This window comes from Nitratidesulfovibrio vulgaris str. Hildenborough (assembly GCF_000195755.1).
Classification (GTDB): domain Bacteria; phylum Desulfobacterota; class Desulfovibrionia; order Desulfovibrionales; family Desulfovibrionaceae; genus Nitratidesulfovibrio; species Nitratidesulfovibrio vulgaris.
Genome location: NC_002937.3, coordinates 170,336 through 186,957, shown reverse-complemented (window position 1 = coordinate 186,957; position 16,622 = coordinate 170,336). Strand labels below are relative to the sequence as shown.

Below are 16,622 nucleotides of genomic sequence, written 5' to 3'. Positions count from 1 at the left end.
CAACCAGAATCACGGCAGAGTGTGGCGCACCTGCGCCATGCCTACCCCCGATAGTCCTCCATAAGCACGTAGCGCGAAGCAGGCCCACGCCCGACCTTGGCAAGGACTCCACGCTTCATGAAGTCCTGAAGGTCGTACTGTGCCGTACGCACCGAAACCTCTGCACCCAGTGCCTGCTGATAGGCGCTACGGGTGATGCCACCCTCGCGCAGGATGCGCGGCCACACCGACTGCTGTCGGGGGTTGAGGCTGGCGAGAACATCCGCATCGCGCAACGCCGCACCGGGTCTTGCACGATCACCCTGCATGGACCGTTCCACCACTTCACGCGTAGGAGGCGCACCACCCGCATCATCGCCAGCCGGAGGGGCATCATACCCCCTGCCCATGGTGGACGAACGCCGACGAGGACGCGCTGCATCATCGAAGGCGCCGCCATCGGCGGGGAACGATGCCACAGGGAAGCCCCCAACGCCCTCGCCGCCTCCATTCGGGGAGACGTCAGCCATCGATGCGTCGGTCATGCCGGTCGCCCCACCCGAGGCGGGGTAGGCCTCGCCCCCCTGTCCTGCCCCCGTGCCCGCCCTGCCTTGCTGATGCCCCCCCGCAGAAGCGACGGTCACGCTGCCGGGCATGCCCGACAGGCCGGGTACACCGGGCCACTCTGCAGCGACGGGGTCGGCCTCGGCCGAAGCCTCGGCACCTGCGTCCGAAAAGCCGAAGCGCAAATCCTCTTCATAGATGATGTCCGATTCGGCGAAGGCGACGGCACGGGTGATGACGTTGCGTATCTCGCGCACGTTGCCCGGCCATGGGTAGCGCAGCAAGGCATCCAGGGCACCACGTGAAAGCCCCATGAGGGTGCGCCCCGTCTCAACGGACGCCAGCTTGATGAAATACCCGGCAAGGGCTGGAATGTCTTCGCGGCGTTCGCGCAACGGAGGCGTCTTGATGGTGATGACCGCCAGTCTGTAGTAGAGGTCTTCGCGGAACGCCCCCTGCCCCGCGCTTTCCAGCAGGTCGACGTTGGTCGCGGCGATGATGCGGGCGTCGAAGCCTATCTCGTCGTCACTGCCAAGCGGCCTGATGCGACGCACCGACAGGGCACGCAAAAGGGCCTGCTGCACCTTGGGAGAGGCGTTGCCTATCTCGTCGAGGTGCAGCGTACCGCCATCCGCTGCGAGAAAGGCCCCTTTGCGTTCTCCCTTCGCTTCAGAGAACGCACCCTTCACGTGACCGAACAAGGCGTCGAGCAACAGGTTCTCATCAAGCGCCCCGCAGTTGATGCTGACGAAAGGCCCCTTCGCCCTGCTGCTGTTGGCATGAATCGCCTCTGCCGTGAGCTCTTTACCGGTACCGGTCTCGCCGATGATGAGCACGTCGGCGGCGATGGATGCGGCCTTGCGTATGAGGGCACGCAGCGACTTCACGGCAGGGCTGACCCCCACGATGCCCGGCATCTTCTCGCTGTCGGGGTCGGGCATGTCGGAGGCGCTCACGGCAAGCTCAGTATCAAAACAGACCTTTTGCCTCTTGCGCGCAGCGAGCGATCGCGCATCATGCAACGACGACGCCTGCACCACTTCACGCAATCGCGCAAGGATCATGTTCACCCCCTTGCGCAACAAATGCGCTTCCCGTGGAAGTAGCGCATCTTGCATGGGTGACATGTCATCCTCAGCGGCCTTGTTCTCGATGGCGTTGGCAAGCTGGATAAGCGGGCGCGCAATGCGCACCCCCATGGACACCATCACGATGGTGATGACGAACACCCCAAGCCCGAGGGCAACGGAAAGCGCACCCGCCAACTTGTAGGACGAGGCCATGACCATGAAGCTGGTGTCGATGAACCCCAGCCCGGCATACACGGAGGGCAGCTGCCCCGGCCCGCCCCGGAAGACGATGGGGACATAACTCACGAAGCTGGAACGGTTGAGGGACGCGGCGTCGGCGAAGCGCGAACCCAGCGTGCTCAAGCCAGCCCGTCCCGCCTGCACCTCCGACACCATGGCCCAGTAGTTCTCATTCTCCGGCCCGGGCCTGAAGGCGATGTCCAGCCCTGTCCTGCCAAGGTCGCCCTGCAATCCGGACCGCACAACGTCATTGGAGAGGTCGGCATCGGGCAGGTCGGGCGATTCCGACTGGAAGAGTATCCACCCCGCGGGGTCGAACATGAAACTGCGATACCGCTCGCTCTCCTGCGGATAGATGTGCAGAGGGGAACGCTGCGAGGCGTAGAGTGACAGCACGTTGCGCAAGGCCACCACGTCCAGCGACAGCAGCAGCATGCCGCGCATGGTGCCGTCCTCTGCAAAGACAGGCGTCGAAAGGCGAATGACATGAAGAGGCAGAGTCTGCACGCCACCGGGCACCGGCACACTGGGATAGATGACCTCCAGCGGCTGCGAAAGATACACCTGCCCCGGCTGCGGGTCGGTGGGCGCACTCTGCCGCGTGAAGGGGCCGAAGCGTGTGGCGAGGGCCGTATCGGGAGGTATGGATACCACCCCACGCCCTGTGTTGAGCAGCACGAAGGCATCGTCTTTGCCCCCGTTTCCCTGGAAGGCTATCTCGCGGTAGCGCAGCCCTTCGGCCTCCGTGCGTCCTTGCAGGTAGCGGGCAAGTCTTTTCGGGTCGAGGATGCCGTCGGCCATGAACAGCAGTTCGTTGCGGGCCGTCTCCAGTCGGGATGCTATCTCGTGGGCCTGTGCCTTGGCACGGGTGAGAGAATTCCGCGAATATGCTGTCGTCAGATAGTGCGCGCCCACCTTGTAGGTGACGAAGGCGAAACACGCCAGCACCGCCGCCAGAAGCGGCACTCCGACAAGGAGCATCCGTTTGGGGATGCTCCACTCCCTGGCGGAGCGGTCGGTTCTGAAGACGCTGCCGATGATGGGCGGCCGGTAGAAGCGCATATCCCCCCCATAAAGAGGTTTTCGCAGACGGAACGAATCGCGCAGAGGTGTTGTTTCTGCGTAACTCCTTTCGGAGCATCGCGCAACACTTCTTACAAGCTTCCTTCGATTTCAGCATGTTGCCATCACGAAAATCAGCTTTGGCACGGCCATTGCTCAAGCAAAGGCAACAGACGCGACGCGTCTTACGCTTTTCGGGAACACTCCGCCCCGGGCAAGAGGGCGGAACGCGGAAGAGGCAGGGTGGCACCCGGCCGCAGAGGGTCGCCCCGGCAGGGCCGGGAGTTTGCCACCGAACGCAACATGCAAGGAGGAAGACATGAAGGCCAGACTCAACAAGCTTTGGTGGTCGCTGATGCTGATGCTCATCGCACTGCCCGGCACGGCGCTCGCCGCTGGTGGCGGCGGTGCCCCCGTCGTCATCGTAGCCGACACGCGCAAACTCGACGGCGTCCTCGCCTGGTGGGCGAACCTCTACAATGAGAGCCATCTCCAGTTCACGGTGCTCACCATCATCCTGATTCCCCTCGTGGGCGTGATCTTCGGCGTCATCGCCGACATCATCATGAACCACATCGGCATCGACCTGAAGTCGCGCGATCTCGCGGAACACTAGGAAAGGACGACGGAGGACACCATGGAATGGTTGTATATCCTGATGCCCATCGCGGGCGTTAAGATCTTCTGGCCCGGCCTCATCATCCTGGGCGTGGGCGTTGGCATCATCGGCGGCTTCTTCGGCATGGGCGGCGCCTGGATGGTCACCCCCGGCCTCAACATCCTCGGCTTCCCCATGGCATTCGCCATCGGCACCGACATCGCGCACATGGCGGGCAAGTCGCTCATCTCCACCATGCGCCACGGCAAGTTCGGCAACGTCGACTACAAACTCGGCATGATCATGCTGGTGGGTACGGTCGTCGGTTTCGAAGCCGGTGCACAGATGGTCATGTGGCTCGAACGGCTAGGCAGCGTCGAGAAGGTCGTTCGCTGGATCTACATCGTGCTGCTCGCGCTCATCGCGTGGATGGTCTTCCACGACGTGGCCAAGCGTCGCCAGAAGGAACGTGAAGCCGCGGCCAAGGGTGTGAAGCTCGAAGCTGGCGCCACGGGCGTCGAATGGCACAAGGCCCTGCACAAGATCAAGATCCCCCCGATGGTGCACCTCAAGGAAGCCGGCATCTACTGCTCCGCATGGCTGCCCATCTTCGTGAGTTTCCTCACCGGCTGGCTCGCAGGCATCCTCGGCATCGGCGGCGGTCTCATCCGCATGCCCGCCCTCATCTACCTCATCGGCTGCCCGACCCACGTGGCCGTCGGTACCGACCTCTTCGAAGTCATGATCTCCGGCCTCTACGGTGCAGCGACCTACACATACAAGGGTCGTACCGAACTCGTAGCCGCCATCATCATGCTCGTCGGTGCCGCCATGGGTGCGCAGGTGGGCGCTGTCGCCACCAAGTACATCAAGGGTTACGGCATCCGCATCGCCTTCGGCCTCGCCGTCGTCGGCTGCGCCATCTCCATCCTGATGAAGCTCGTCCAGCCCTGGGTGCCCCAGTACAAGGCCTTCCTCGACGCCGGTGCCACCGTACTCGTCCTTGGCCTCGTGACCTGCATGTCGCTGTACATCTTCGTCCGCATGGTTCAGGGCGTTCAGATGGAACTGGCCCGCAAGCGCGCCAACTAGCGGCCCACGAAAGGAGACTATGATGAACATCAAGCGCATACTGCTCACGCTGATGGTAATGGCCCTTCCTCTCGGCCTTGTGGGCTGCGGCGAATACGGCAAGGTCGACCAGGGACGCGTCATCGCCTTCGACAAGCAGGCCAAGACCGTCACCCTGATTCAGGACAAGCTGGCAGAGCCCATGAACCCCGACTACTCGACCCTGCCGCCCCACACCTACAAACTGCCGGCCGACCCGGCGGAGATGGGGCCTGAACCCAAAGCCGGCCTGCGCATGAAGCTCGACACGAAGGCCAACATCGTGAAGATCTTCAACCCCAAGACCCAGGCGTTCGAAGACATCACCATCACCGTGATCGACCTTCAGCAGAACATCGACAGGCAGCACCCGCTGGTGTTCGACAAGGCCACCGATACGGCGAAGAAGTTCCCCATGGTCGATCGCGACAAGAAGACCATCACCATCTACTCCGGTCGCCAGAAGATGCTCTGCACCTTCTCGGTACCCGACGAGTACTTCTCGATGCCCGATCATACATGGGAAGCCGGTGACGAAGTGCGCGTATACTACAAGACCGAAGGTGTATCGCTCCGCTTCATGAACATCAGCAAGACCGACATCTTCAAGAAGTAGTCTGCAAAGACACCCCCCCCTACGCAAGGCGGGGCCGGATGGCCGGCCCCGCCGCCCACAGGGAGAATAGACATGAGTGACTACAGACACGAACTTGCCCGCAGGGGCCTCGTACTTACAGTGAACCTTCTCGTGGTGGCCTGCGTGTTCCTCGCCATGTACAGGGCCTCACTCCAGCCCGACGAGTTCACCCCCGTATTCTGCAAGACGTTCTTCACGGCCCTCGTCCCCACCCTCTTCGTGGGCTGGCTTGGCAAGCGTCTTCTCCGCAACTCCCGCAGCGAAGACGCCGGACACGAAAACGTCGGACACGAAGAAAGGCAGCCTTCATGATGCAACGCAGCGTCACCATCGCACGGGCACAGTGGTTCTCAAGCCGCATCGCCATGGTCCTGCTGGCCTTGAGCCTTCTCTCGCTGGCTGATGGTCTGCTGGCCCAGATGCAGCGCGGCGTGAACCGCATCGACGGCATCCCCGGCGGCGTCTACTCCGTCAGCGGCCCCATGCCGCCCAACACGGAGCGCGTCGAGGAGTTCGTGGTCGACGGCGGTTCGCGCGACGGCCAGGTGGTGCTGCAACCGCAGGCACTCTACTCCGGCTACTGGTTCGGCGGCGGGATGTGGCGCGGCGAGGTGAAACTTGGGGACGTGCCCACGGTAGGCAACTACGTCATCAGCGTACGCGACCCCTACGGCGAGAAGCAGAACCCGGCCCTCGTCTTCGAAGTCGTGGTCTGGCCCGATGCCGAGACCATGCGCGCAGCATCATTCTCACGTATCGAACGGTGGCTCGACCGCGACCCGTTCGTGACCGCAGCCTGCATTCTGCCCTTCGGCCTGTTCGCTGCGCTTGTGGACTTCCTGCTGGGCCACCTGTGGGCCAGAAGGCTGCGAGAAGAGGGGTGCGGCGAAATCTACAAGCTCAAGCCCACGGGTGACGGTTTCGAGGCAACCTGCGAAATCGGGCGCGCCATGGGTGTGTCCAGCGGTATGGCCTGCCGCATCATGCGACGTGACGGAAGTCTCGTGGGCGACGGCGTGGTACGCGAAATCCACCGCGACGACACGGTGCTCGTCATCGACGCATCAGTCCCCGTGCGGGTGGGTGATGTCGTCTGCGCACAGGCAGCCGCATGCTGAACGGAAGGGTCCAGCCTGACATTTTTTAAGGCCGCGCCTCGCCCCTCCATCAGGACGGACGCTGGCCGCAGGCCGAGGTACGACGAGAAAACGGGACAAAACGATCACGCAGCATCCGCCCGGCGTCATCACGGGAGAAATCGATGGAAAGCGAACTTCTCACCCACTGCCGCATCCTGCTTGTCGACGACGAGGACGGCTTCCGCGACGCCCTGATACGGCGCCTGCGCCACCGCGGACTCCACGTCGATGAGGCCCGGAGTGGCGGCGACGCCCTCGAACATCTCTCCGGCAACCCGGCAGATGTCGTCCTGCTCGACATCCAGCTGGGCGACATGGACGGACGGGATGTGCTGCGCGCCATGCGGCGCCGGGGCGACGATGCTGCGGTCATCATCCTGAGCGGACACGCCTACACCGACATCGCGCTCGACGCCATGCGCGCCGGGGCCAGCGACTATCTGCTCAAACCCTGCCCCGTCGAGGAACTGCTCGAACGTATCGAAAACGTCTACGAACGCCTGCTCGAAGAACGGGAGGCAAAACCCTGACCGAAACCCGACCCTCCCACTCCTCCCTCGAATGCCCGTGTAGCCCTGCACGGGCATTCCTCGTTCATGGGCCGGGTCATGCCGCGTTGCGCACCACGTCAATCACCCGACCCTCGCCACAAAGAAGACTCCGGCATGGCAAGACATCTCCAGCACCGTCAGGAGCGCTTCTGGCTGGCATGCACGGCGCAACGGCGAACAGCCCCCATGCTGAATCAGGACAGTACCCGGACTGAATCAGGACAGAAAAGGGCAATGCCGGCGTCGCGCATGCGGGCTTCGGCCCCAGACTGCATCAGGAAAACACGTTCGGACGATGCGGGAAATGAGGAGACACACCCCCGGAAGCGAGGGAGGAGAGAAGACGGCGGTCTTGCGACGCCTTTCAGGGGTGCGTGGTACGTATCCGTGAGATGAGGGCGGTGGTGGAGAATCCCGGCAACAGGGGCAGACTCAACACCCGTCCCCCGTCACCTTCCACGATGTCACGTCCGACGATGCGGTCGATGGCCCAGTCGCCCCCCTTCACCAGCACATGGGGACGCACGGCCTTGATGAGTTCATAGGGCGTGTCCTCGTCGAAGCGGACGACGAAGTCCACACTGGCAAGATGCGCCAGCACGAAGGCGCGAACCTCGAAGGGGTTCACCGGACGGTCCGCCCCCTTGCCCTGCCGCCTGACCGACTCGTCGGAATTGAGGCCCAGCACCAGCAGGTCGCCCTCGGCACGGGCACGCGCCAAGAGGTCCACATGCCCCGGATGCACGATGTCGTAGCAGCCGTTGGTGAAGACGATGCGCTTTCCGGCGGCACGAAGCGGTGCGAGACAGTCGACAAGACGCGACAGAGTCACCACGCCGGGGTGCGCTGGCAGCGCACCGGCACAGGCATCCAGACTGGGGGCCGACACACCTTCCGAGTGCGCACCCTCTGCATGCTTGCCGGGTGCGTCGCCTGTCGCCCCTTGCGGCACGGTGGTGTCTGCCATGGTGCAACCTCCTGCGGGATGAGAAGCCACCCGCCTTTACGGGCGGGTGGCCTTGGATACGGTGTGTGCGATGGTCGGGCTTCCGGCAAGGCTATCCAGCCCGAACCCGACCGGTGGGACGTGGCGTGGTGCCTCTATACGGCGCATACGCCTCGCGTCATGACCGCACGCGGCGAGGCGACGGAGTGGACGACCAGCGACGCGGCGGGTGCACTACGAATGCCCCTAGAGCATCCGCAAGGTGGCGCAATCGCCGAAGAGCACGAGTTCAGCCCACTCCAGCGCGAAGCCGAGGCGTTCCTCCTCGTCGGCGAGGATGCGTTCCTGCCGCGCTTCGTCCACATCGAGACGGGAGAACAGATGCACCCCGCGCACGAAATCGGCGAAGCGGTCAAGCTGATAGAACGCCAGCAGGCACATGGTCGCATGCTTGGGCCCCAGTACCGTCCCGGTGCGACGCTGCCGTGCCATGAGGCTCATATAGGCGTCGTTCCAGCGGTAGTAGGGCTCCAGTCCCTGATCCTGCAACCATGTGGCCGACGTCCACGCCTTGGTCTCTTCAAAGCCCCGGCAGTGCTCCTCCTGCACGACGAAGAACTGCTCCACCACGTTGCCGTCCTCGTCTTCACGGGTGGCACGCCCGAGGGGGTAGGTACGGCATGCGCTCGACCTGTCGGGGTAGACCGTGCAGCCCTCGTCGGAGACGAAGGGGCACAGCTTCAGTGGATGGTCGCTCATGCGCAGGTGCAGCAGCGGGAAGCCCGTATCGGGGTACTGCCCCACACGGGCATGTTCGGCGATGAAGGTCTCGCTGTCCATGCCGAGATTCCGCCGCAGGCGGAGCACGTCGTACGGCGTCAGCGGCATGGTGAGGTCGGAACAGCAGGCGTTGAAGCACCGCACGCCGGGGTGGCACGAGAACCTGAAGCTCTCGCCCGATTCAAGCTCGGGCAGGCTGTCCAGAAACGCCTGTGTGGCGTCGCGCTCTTCGGAGGATGTCATGCCATAGCCCCCTAGAAGTGGATGCGCGAACGCACGCCGTCCATGGTGGCGGCGGCTTCACGGCGGGCGCGGGTGTTGCCGTCTTCGAGGATGGCGCGTACGCGCTCGGGGTCCGCGTCGAGGACACGGCGACGCTCATGCAGCGGCTCGAAGAAACGGGCGAGACTTTCGAGGAACATCTTCTTGCAGTCCACGCAGCCGAGTTTCGCGCTGGTGCATCCTTCGCGGATTTCTGCCTGCTTCTCGGCGTCGGTCATCAGCACGTGATAGGGGAAGAGGTTGCAGACATCGGGGTTGCCGGGGTCGCTCTTGCGCAGGCGGGCGGGGTCGGTGAACATGCCGCGCACCTTGGGTGCCACCTCTTCGATGGTGTCGCGCAGGTAGATGCCATTGCCGTAACTCTTGGACATCTTGCGCCCGTCGAGACCGGGACACTTGGCCGCCGGGGTCAGACGCGCTTCCGGTTCGGGGAAGAAGTCACCGTAGAAATGGTTGAAGCGTCGGCCTATCTCGCGGGTCAGCTCAAGGTGCGGCAACTGGTCCTGCCCCACGGGAACCCACTTGGGGCGATAGATGAGGATGTCGGAAGCCATCAGCACCGGATAGCCGAGGAACCCGTAGTTGCCGAGGTCCTTGGTGGTTATCTCCTGCTGCTGTTCCTTGTAGGTGGGGTTGCGTTCCAGCCAGCTGACCGGCGTGATCATGGAGAGGATGAGGTGCAGTTCGGCGTGCTCCTTCACCTGCGACTGCTGGAAGATGACACACTTCTCGGGATCGAGACCGGCGGCGACCCAGTCCTTCACCAGTTCAGGGACGAATTCCTTGATGCGCGAAGGTTCGGCGAAGTCACTGGTCAGGGCGTGCCAGTCGGCGACGAAGAAATACGCCTCCATCTCGTGCTGCATCTCCACCCAGTTCTTCAACACCCCGAAATAGTGGCCGAGGTGCAGCGGCCCTGTGGGGCGCATGCCGGAAACAGTGCGTGATTCGGGTCTGGTCATGGATTCTCCTCCGGGAATGGGGCGATTGTCAGGCGAGACCCAGCGACCAGAGCACCATGTAGACGGAGCCTTGGATGAGCGGGTAGATGACACGCCCGACGATACCGCTTGCGAGCAGCAGGATGATGATGACGAAGCCGTAGCGTTCGAGTTGTTCGTAACGCCACGCAAGGCGCGAGGGCAGAAGCCCCGCCACGACGTGACCGCCGTCGAGGGGCGGCAGCGGAAGCATGTTGAACCACGCGAGGGTGAAGTTGACCCACACCCCGGTGATGAGCATGTTCATGAAGAAGTCGTAGGTGCCGTCTCCCTGCCATTGCATGGGAGGCAGCAGCATGACGAAGAGCTTGAGCACGAGACCGAAGGCCACAGCCAGCACGACGTTGGCACCGGGCCCCGCCAGAGAGACCAGCATCATGCCACGCCGCGGGTTGGCGAACCAGCGGGGGTTCACCGGCACGGGCTTGGCCCAGCCGATGATGAACGGTCCCATCAATGAGGTGAGCACGAACATCAGCCCGCCCATGGGGTCGATGTGCGGGGCAGGATTGAGCGTGAGACGCCCAAGGGAACGGGCCGTGGGGTCCCCCTGTCGCCATGCGGCCCAGCCGTGGGCCACCTCATGGCAAACGATGCCCAGAAGCATGGGGACGAAGGCCACGGCGAGACGCCTGACCTGCATGGACATGTCGAGGTCGAACATCGTGTGCGGCTACCACGAACCACCGCCAAGGGCAAGGGCGGCGCGGTGTCGGCAGGGCAGAGGCATCCGGCATGGACAGGGTGACGGCATGGCATCCACGCGGCACGCGGCGCATGTCAGCTTCGCAGTCCTTCCTCCATTGCGCAGCCGTCCCTCCAGCGGGGCACCGCAACGGCATGCACGGGAACGACAGGGATACCTCACGGCCCGGCACAGAGGCCACAGACACACCGCACGCCGGTGAATCCGACCTTCCGGCCCTCATGGGATGTCTGTGCATCAGGCACTCCGCACGCCCCGGGACGCATCCCCTCCCGTACGCGGCAGGGTCACGTAGCCTGCCCGTCCGTGGCACCGCCGGAGTCGTCCTGCGTCAGCGCACCATCCAGACATTCCACAAGCGCCTCGAAATCACACGGTTTGAGAAGGTAGCCCGCAGCGCCAAGCCGCAGCCCCTCGGCCGCCTCGGTCTCACCCCCGTGTCCCGTCAGCATCACCACGGGCATCTCCGGGGCCATGCGCCGAAAGATGCGCAGCAATTCGAAACCATCCATGTCGCCCATCTTGAGGTCGAGCACAGCGGCCTCGAAACGCCTTTCCCGCAACAGACGCAGGGCCTCCGCGCCGCTGCCCGCCGTAGCCACGTCGTAGCCGCGTCGCTCGAACCTTCTCCGCATCACTGCGAGGAATCCGTCCTCGTCATCGATGAGCAGCAGGCTTCGCCCGGATTCCGTCTTCGTCATCGGTCTTCCTTTCCTGACTGTTTGCTTCAGCCGTCAAGACGCATGGCTACTCATTGCAGGTGGCAAAGCACCCCATCGGCATGAGTCCCTCGAAGCGTCTGCCGCCTTCAATCATGGCGTTCAACGGCCTGTACGCCCTCTCCCGCCCTGGGCAGAAGCACCTGAAACGACGTGCCCACACCCGTAAGGCTGTTCACCCGCAACTCGCCCCCCAGCTTCTTGACGATACCGTAGCAGATGGAGAGGCCGAGTCCGGTGCCCTTGCCCACGGGCTTCGTCGTGAAGAAGGGGTCGTAGATGCGCTGCAGGATGGCCTCGGGGATGCCCGGCCCGGTATCCGCCACGGTGACGAACACCATATTGCCCGCCGCCACGCCCGATGTCACCCGCAACGCCCCCCCGCTGCCTTCCATGGCGTCGAAGGCATTGTTGAACAGGTTGAGGAACACCTGCTGCATCTCGGAAGGTGACGCCAACACCGCCGGCAGTTGGTCCACCAGCGCCAGCGACACCGTCACCCCGGCGGAGGCGGCACGCTGGTCGCACAGCCCCACAAGCTCACGGATGAGATGGTTGAGGTCGAGCCGTTGCAGGTCGCGGTCCGACTTGCGGGCGAAACTGAGCAGTTTGTGGGTGATGTCGCGGCAGCGCTTGCCCTGACTGCGTATCTGTGCCGCACTGCGCGCGATTTCCGGCGCAGCCGGGTTGCCCTCGCCAAGGTCGGCAAGGATATCCTCTATCCAGCCCGCCTCTTCCATCATGATGGCCACGGGATTGTTGATTTCGTGGGCGATGCCAGCCGCCATCTCGCCGAGGGCGCCCAGCTTGCCCGCCTCCACGACCTGTGCGTTCAGCGCTGCCATCTCCCTTTCCATCTCGTCGAGGCGGTCCATGATGCGCCACGCCAGCAGCACCCCGCCCACGATGACACCAATGCTCACCAGCACCAGCACGGCGAAGAGCGTCTGCTTGGCGTCGGCGAGGGCGGCAAGGGCCTCCTCACGCTGTTCCTGCACCACCAGCACCCAGTCGCCATGTTTCAGCAACGACATGGCGTAGAGGTTGCCGCCGTCCTCGAAGACACGTTCTGTCGGACGGGCCGTGAAGCCGGGACCGAACAGCCTTCGGGCCTGTGCCGCCAGTGCCGTGCCCTCCGGCAGGGGATGGCGGTTGCCCGCCGTCTGGAATTCGCCCTGACGGTTGATGATGCACGCAACGCCCGTGGCCCCGACCCGGATATCCTCGACAAGACTCACGAAGCTGGCGAAGTCTATGGTCGAGCGCAGTATCCACGGCTGGCCGTTCAGCACGACCTTGGTGGTGACGATGAAGTGCGGTGCCTGCCGGATGCCCATGAACACGTCACTGATGAACGAATCACGCAACACGGCCTCACGGAACCACTCCTTGCCGCTGTAGTCGGCCATGCGCAGGTCGAGTGGCCCCGCGTACACCTGCTGGATGCCTTTCGCATCCACCAGTCCCATGTCCACGTAGACGCCCTTGTGCACGCGCTGCAAGGTCTCAAGGTGGCTGGCAAGCTGCGCGGGGTCGAGGAGCAACGCGCCTTGCGACATGGCCAGCGTCTGCACACTGGCGAGTCTTTCGTGCAGGAAGTCATCGACCTTCTGGCTGTGCCGGTCTGCTATTTCGCGCAAACCACGCCTGACGATGGCACTGTACGTCGACTCGAGGTGCACTTGCATGACGCCGAGGATGATGGCGATGGGCATCACCGACGCCACGAGAATGGCGGCGTAGATGGTACGGTTGACGGCTGTGCGGCGATGGCGCGGTGCGCCTGCTGTTTCGGCGTGCATGGCTACCCCTGCGGCTCGCTTGCGCGATATCGCGCAAGACATGATGCTCCGCACAAGAGAGAGCAAACAGCGTACCATTGAACGCGCAACGACAAAGGCTTTCGGATGTCGCCACCCCCCGGCGCCGCTTTCCCACCGGGACAGCTATGCGCCACCCGAAGGGCGGCAGGACCGTGCCTGTACCACGCCAGCAACGAGTTCGCCCCGTGTTCCCTCGTGGCAACAGACGGGGCGAACGAGCCCGGAAGGAGACGATACGCACCATGCGTGCCGTACCAGCGCGATGTACAGGGAGGCGACGCGCGTCAGGCGACGAACGCCTTCGCCCTTTCCACGGCAAGCGCCACCTTGGTCTTGAGTTCGGAGAGGTCGACGGATTTCACCACATAGAAGTCTGCGGCGATGGATTTGAGGTCGTGCTGGAAACTGTCGTACGCCGTACTCAGAATCACGGGCAGGGTCTTTTCGCGGGTGCGTATCTGCTGCAGCAGGTCGAGTCCCGAAAGGTCTGTGCCCAGCTTGATGTCCAGCACCACCGCCAGAGGCTTCTCGCGGTCGATCACGTCGAGAATGGGCTCGCGTCCGTCGCTGAGCGCCACGGTGTAGCCTTCGGTCTCCAGTTCTTCCTGATACAGCATCCTGATGTGCACTTCGTCGTCGACGACGAGAATCTTCTTGTCAGCCATGCCGGAAACCTCCTGTCATGTAGCGGGAACGCACCCGAGGAGTTGCGGAGATGATGCCCTCAACATACCACGCCTTGCACCGCGAGAACAACGGTAAAAGGCGATTAATCATCGCCGCGGGCGTGCAGGCGGCGGTTGCCATCCGCCATGAAACAGGTAATCTCCGCTCGCCATGAGGTGCAGCCGCGCGCGAATGCGGCTTCACCGGTAACCTCAACCCGGAAGTCCCATGACGGAGTACACACCTCCCACCATCACGGTCCGCATCCAGCCCGAAGAGCAGGTGGTCACCATGCCCCGCGTCAAGACGGTACTCCAGCTTCTCAAGAAGCTCGAAATCCGCCCCGGCACAGCGCTTGTGGCCCGCAATGGCGAACTGCTCACCCCGGACCGCGAAGTGCTGCCCAACGACGAACTGCTCGTCCGCAAGGTCACCTCCAGCGGCTAGGCCCGTCGCACTCCATGTCCACCACTGCGCGCGTGGCGTCACGCCAGCGCTTCTGTGTTACGGCATGGCAGACGACGCACCCCGCACGCCTTGCGTTGCGGCCCGACACAGGCACGGCGTCCGCCGGAAGGATGCCGCCAGCACACGAACCCACGGAAAACACCATGAAATGCAAGCGCTGCAAGGCGACTGCCGTCGTCTCGCTCCCTAGCCACAACACAGGATTCTGCCCCGACTGCTTCAAGCTGTTCTTCTCGCGTCAGGTCGAGAGGGGCATCCACGAACAGAAGCTGTTCACCCACGACGACCGCATCCTCGTCGCCCTTTCCGGCGGCAAGGACTCGCTGGCCCTGATGCTGGAACTGTCGCGGCAAGGCTACAACGTGACAGGCCTGCACATCGACCTTGCCATTCCCGTCTCTTCACCCGCCGCACGAGGGGTCGTCGAACGATTCTGCGCCCTGCACGGGCTGCCGCTCATCGTCAAGGAGATGGCCAACGAAGGTCTCGCCATCCCTGCCGTGAAGGAACGCCTCACCCGTCCCATCTGTTCGGCCTGCGGCAAGATCAAACGCTACTATTTCAACAAGACGGCCATCGACGAGGGTTTCACGGTGCTCGCCACCGGCCACAACCTCGACGACGAGGTTGCACGGCTGTTCAGCAACACCCTGCGCTGGGACGCCGCCTACCTCAGCGACCAGGGTCCCGGTCTCGACAGCGAGGACGGCTTCACCCGCAAGGTCAAACCCCTGTGGCGTCTCACCGAGTTCGAAACGGCCAACTACGCCTTCCTCATGGGCATCGAGCATCACTATGCGCCCTGCCCCTACAGCAAGGGGGCCAGTTTCACCTTCTACAAGACCCTGTGGCAGCAGCTTGAAGAGACCATGCCGGGCCGCAAGCTCGACTTCTATCAGGGCTTCCTCGAACGCGGACGCCCCGCCTTCGCCCATGTGGAAGCCACCACGGGCATGACGCTCGCCCCGTGCGAGACGTGCGGGTACCCCACCTCGTCGGGAAGCACCTGCGGTGTCTGCCGCATCCGCGACGCCGTGGCCAACCCCAAGGACTGACCAGCCCAGGCCGCCTCCCCGTACCGGGCAGGCGGCTTTTTCAAGGCCAGACTGCCAGATGGCCTGCCGGAGAATCACCCGTGAGCCACCGTTCCCCTTCCGTCACGCCCGCCGTCTCCGTCCTCATCCCGGCGTGGAACGCGGTGCGACACCTGCCCGCCGCGCTCGACGGACTCCTGTCACAGACGTTCCAAGACTGGGAGGCCGTCGTGGTGGACGACGGGTCGCAGGATGAGACTCCGGCCCTTCTCGCGGCCTACGCCGCCCGCGACGCCCGCATAAGGCCCCTGCATGTGGAACACGGGGGCATCGTCCATGCCCTCAACCACGGCCTCCTCCACGTGCGGGGACGCCATGTGGCCCGCATGGACGCCGACGACACCTGCCACCCCGAACGACTCGCCCTGCAATGCCACGCCCTCGACAACGCGCCGCACCTAGGCCTTGTGGCCAGTCGCGTGACCTTCGGCGGCGACGCCGCCCAGTGCGGCGGCTTCGTGCGGTATGTGGACTGGACGAACTCGCTTCTCTGCCATGAGGACATCGCGCTCGGACGTTTTCGCGAATCGCCTCTCGTGCATCCTTCGGTCATGTTCCGGCGAGAACTCATCGACCGCTTCGGCCCTTACGCCAACGGCCCCTTCCCGGAGGACTACGAACTCTGGCTGCGCTGGCTCGAGGCCGGTGTGCGCATGGAAAAGCTGCCCGAACACCTGCTGGTCTGGAACGACCCGCCGGGACGCCTCACTCGCACGCACGACAACTACGCCGAAGCGGGCTTCGTGGCCCTCCGCACACGGTACCTCGCGCGCTGGTTGTGCGCACACAACCCGCAGCATCCCGACGTCTGGGTCATCGGCGCGGGCAAGGCCAGCCGCCGCCGCGCCCGCCCGCTGTGCGAACACGGCATCCGCATCCGGGCGTGGGTCGACATCGACCCGCACAAGATAGGCAATATCGTCGAGGGGCTTCCCGTCGTGGGACGCGAGGCCATGCCAGCCCCCGGGCAGGGATTCATGCTGGCGTTTCTGGCAGGACACGGCGCTGCCGAAGAGCTTGAACTGTTCCTGCACGGCGCAGGCTACCTGCCCGGACAAGACTACCTCCTCGCCTCGTGACACCCGTAGCCGTGCGTCTCATGACGGCGTACCCGGCACAGCCAGCGCGACCGCGCTCATCCAGTGGGGCCGCCACGACAGGGGCAGACCCCGGTGACGCCCGTCCGC

17 protein-coding genes are annotated in these 16,622 nt (G+C 64.0%); 9 read left to right on the top strand and 8 right to left on the bottom strand.

Features of this window, described 5'->3' with window-relative positions; genetic code table 11:
* Nucleotides 1-41: 41 nt before the first annotated feature.
* Nucleotides 42-2,915 (bottom strand): sigma 54-interacting transcriptional regulator, encoded by a 2,874-nt coding sequence (locus DVU_RS00735; RefSeq protein WP_010937462.1) that lies wholly within the window; start codon nucleotides 2,913-2,915, stop codon nucleotides 42-44.
* A 319-nt stretch (nucleotides 2,916-3,234) separates the two neighbouring features.
* On the opposite strand from DVU_RS00735, the gene DVU_RS00730 reads away from it, so the two are divergent.
* From DVU_RS00730 to DVU_RS00705, 6 genes are all read left to right on the top strand, one after another.
* Complete coding sequence (locus DVU_RS00730; RefSeq protein ID WP_010937461.1) at nucleotides 3,235-3,531, top strand: DVU0150 family protein; 297 nt, start codon at nucleotides 3,235-3,237, stop codon at nucleotides 3,529-3,531.
* A gap of 21 nt (nucleotides 3,532-3,552) precedes the next feature.
* Nucleotides 3,553-4,605, top strand: a complete 1,053-nt coding sequence (locus DVU_RS00725) for a sulfite exporter TauE/SafE family protein (RefSeq protein WP_010937460.1) — start codon at nucleotides 3,553-3,555, stop codon at nucleotides 4,603-4,605.
* A 22-nt stretch (nucleotides 4,606-4,627) separates the two neighbouring features.
* Nucleotides 4,628-5,239, top strand: a complete 612-nt coding sequence (locus DVU_RS00720; RefSeq protein ID WP_010937459.1) for a DUF4881 domain-containing protein — start codon at nucleotides 4,628-4,630, stop codon at nucleotides 5,237-5,239.
* A 72-nt stretch (nucleotides 5,240-5,311) separates the two neighbouring features.
* Nucleotides 5,312-5,572, top strand: coding sequence for a lipoprotein (locus tag DVU_RS00715; protein WP_010937458.1), 261 nt, complete (start codon nucleotides 5,312-5,314; stop codon nucleotides 5,570-5,572).
* Nucleotides 5,569-6,378: a hypothetical protein gene (locus DVU_RS00710; protein WP_010937457.1), complete on the top strand. Its 810-nt coding sequence runs from the start codon at nucleotides 5,569-5,571 to the stop codon at nucleotides 6,376-6,378. The genes DVU_RS00715 and DVU_RS00710 overlap by 4 nt, the downstream gene beginning before the upstream one ends.
* 143 nt (nucleotides 6,379-6,521) lie before the next feature.
* Nucleotides 6,522-6,929, top strand: a complete 408-nt coding sequence (locus DVU_RS00705; RefSeq protein ID WP_010937456.1) for a response regulator — start codon at nucleotides 6,522-6,524, stop codon at nucleotides 6,927-6,929.
* Nucleotides 6,930-7,314: 385 nt separating this feature from the next.
* On the opposite strand, the gene rfaE2 is transcribed toward DVU_RS00705, so the two are convergent.
* From rfaE2 to DVU_RS00670, 7 genes are all read right to left on the bottom strand, one after another.
* Nucleotides 7,315-7,917 carry a D-glycero-beta-D-manno-heptose 1-phosphate adenylyltransferase gene (gene rfaE2, locus DVU_RS00700; RefSeq protein ID WP_010937455.1) on the bottom strand — a complete coding sequence of 201 codons (603 nt, stop codon included), beginning with the start codon at nucleotides 7,915-7,917 and terminating at the stop codon, nucleotides 7,315-7,317.
* A 225-nt stretch (nucleotides 7,918-8,142) separates the two neighbouring features.
* Nucleotides 8,143-8,919 (bottom strand): YkgJ family cysteine cluster protein, encoded by a 777-nt coding sequence (locus DVU_RS00695; RefSeq protein WP_010937454.1) that lies wholly within the window; start codon nucleotides 8,917-8,919, stop codon nucleotides 8,143-8,145.
* 11 nt (nucleotides 8,920-8,930) lie between these two features.
* Nucleotides 8,931-9,920, bottom strand: coding sequence for a tryptophan--tRNA ligase (gene trpS / locus DVU_RS00690; protein ID WP_010937453.1), 990 nt, complete (start codon nucleotides 9,918-9,920; stop codon nucleotides 8,931-8,933).
* A 28-nt stretch (nucleotides 9,921-9,948) separates the two neighbouring features.
* Nucleotides 9,949-10,623, bottom strand: a complete 675-nt coding sequence (locus DVU_RS00685; protein WP_010937452.1) for a site-2 protease family protein — start codon at nucleotides 10,621-10,623, stop codon at nucleotides 9,949-9,951.
* A gap of 329 nt (nucleotides 10,624-10,952) precedes the next feature.
* Nucleotides 10,953-11,366 (bottom strand): response regulator, encoded by a 414-nt coding sequence (locus DVU_RS00680; RefSeq protein WP_010937451.1) that lies wholly within the window; start codon nucleotides 11,364-11,366, stop codon nucleotides 10,953-10,955.
* A 107-nt stretch (nucleotides 11,367-11,473) separates the two neighbouring features.
* Complete coding sequence (locus DVU_RS00675; RefSeq protein ID WP_226987314.1) at nucleotides 11,474-13,228, bottom strand: sensor histidine kinase; 1,755 nt, start codon at nucleotides 13,226-13,228, stop codon at nucleotides 11,474-11,476.
* A gap of 263 nt (nucleotides 13,229-13,491) precedes the next feature.
* Nucleotides 13,492-13,872: a response regulator gene (locus tag DVU_RS00670; RefSeq protein WP_010937449.1), complete on the bottom strand. Its 381-nt coding sequence runs from the start codon at nucleotides 13,870-13,872 to the stop codon at nucleotides 13,492-13,494.
* A gap of 229 nt (nucleotides 13,873-14,101) precedes the next feature.
* Here DVU_RS00670 and DVU_RS00665 point away from each other — a divergent pair, with 229 nt between their 5' ends.
* The 3 genes from DVU_RS00665 to DVU_RS00655 all read left to right on the top strand — a co-directional run bounded on the left by DVU_RS00665 (nucleotide 14,102) and on the right by DVU_RS00655 (nucleotide 16,514).
* Complete coding sequence (locus DVU_RS00665; protein ID WP_010937447.1) at nucleotides 14,102-14,320, top strand: MoaD/ThiS family protein; 219 nt, start codon at nucleotides 14,102-14,104, stop codon at nucleotides 14,318-14,320.
* 164 nt (nucleotides 14,321-14,484) lie between these two features.
* Entirely contained in the window at nucleotides 14,485-15,396 is a 912-nt protein-coding gene (locus DVU_RS00660; RefSeq protein ID WP_010937446.1) for an ATP-binding protein, read from the top strand.
* 80 nt (nucleotides 15,397-15,476) lie between these two features.
* Nucleotides 15,477-16,514, top strand: coding sequence for a glycosyltransferase family A protein (locus DVU_RS00655; protein WP_010937445.1), 1,038 nt, complete (start codon nucleotides 15,477-15,479; stop codon nucleotides 16,512-16,514).
* The last annotated feature ends 108 nt before the right edge of the window (nucleotides 16,515-16,622 follow it).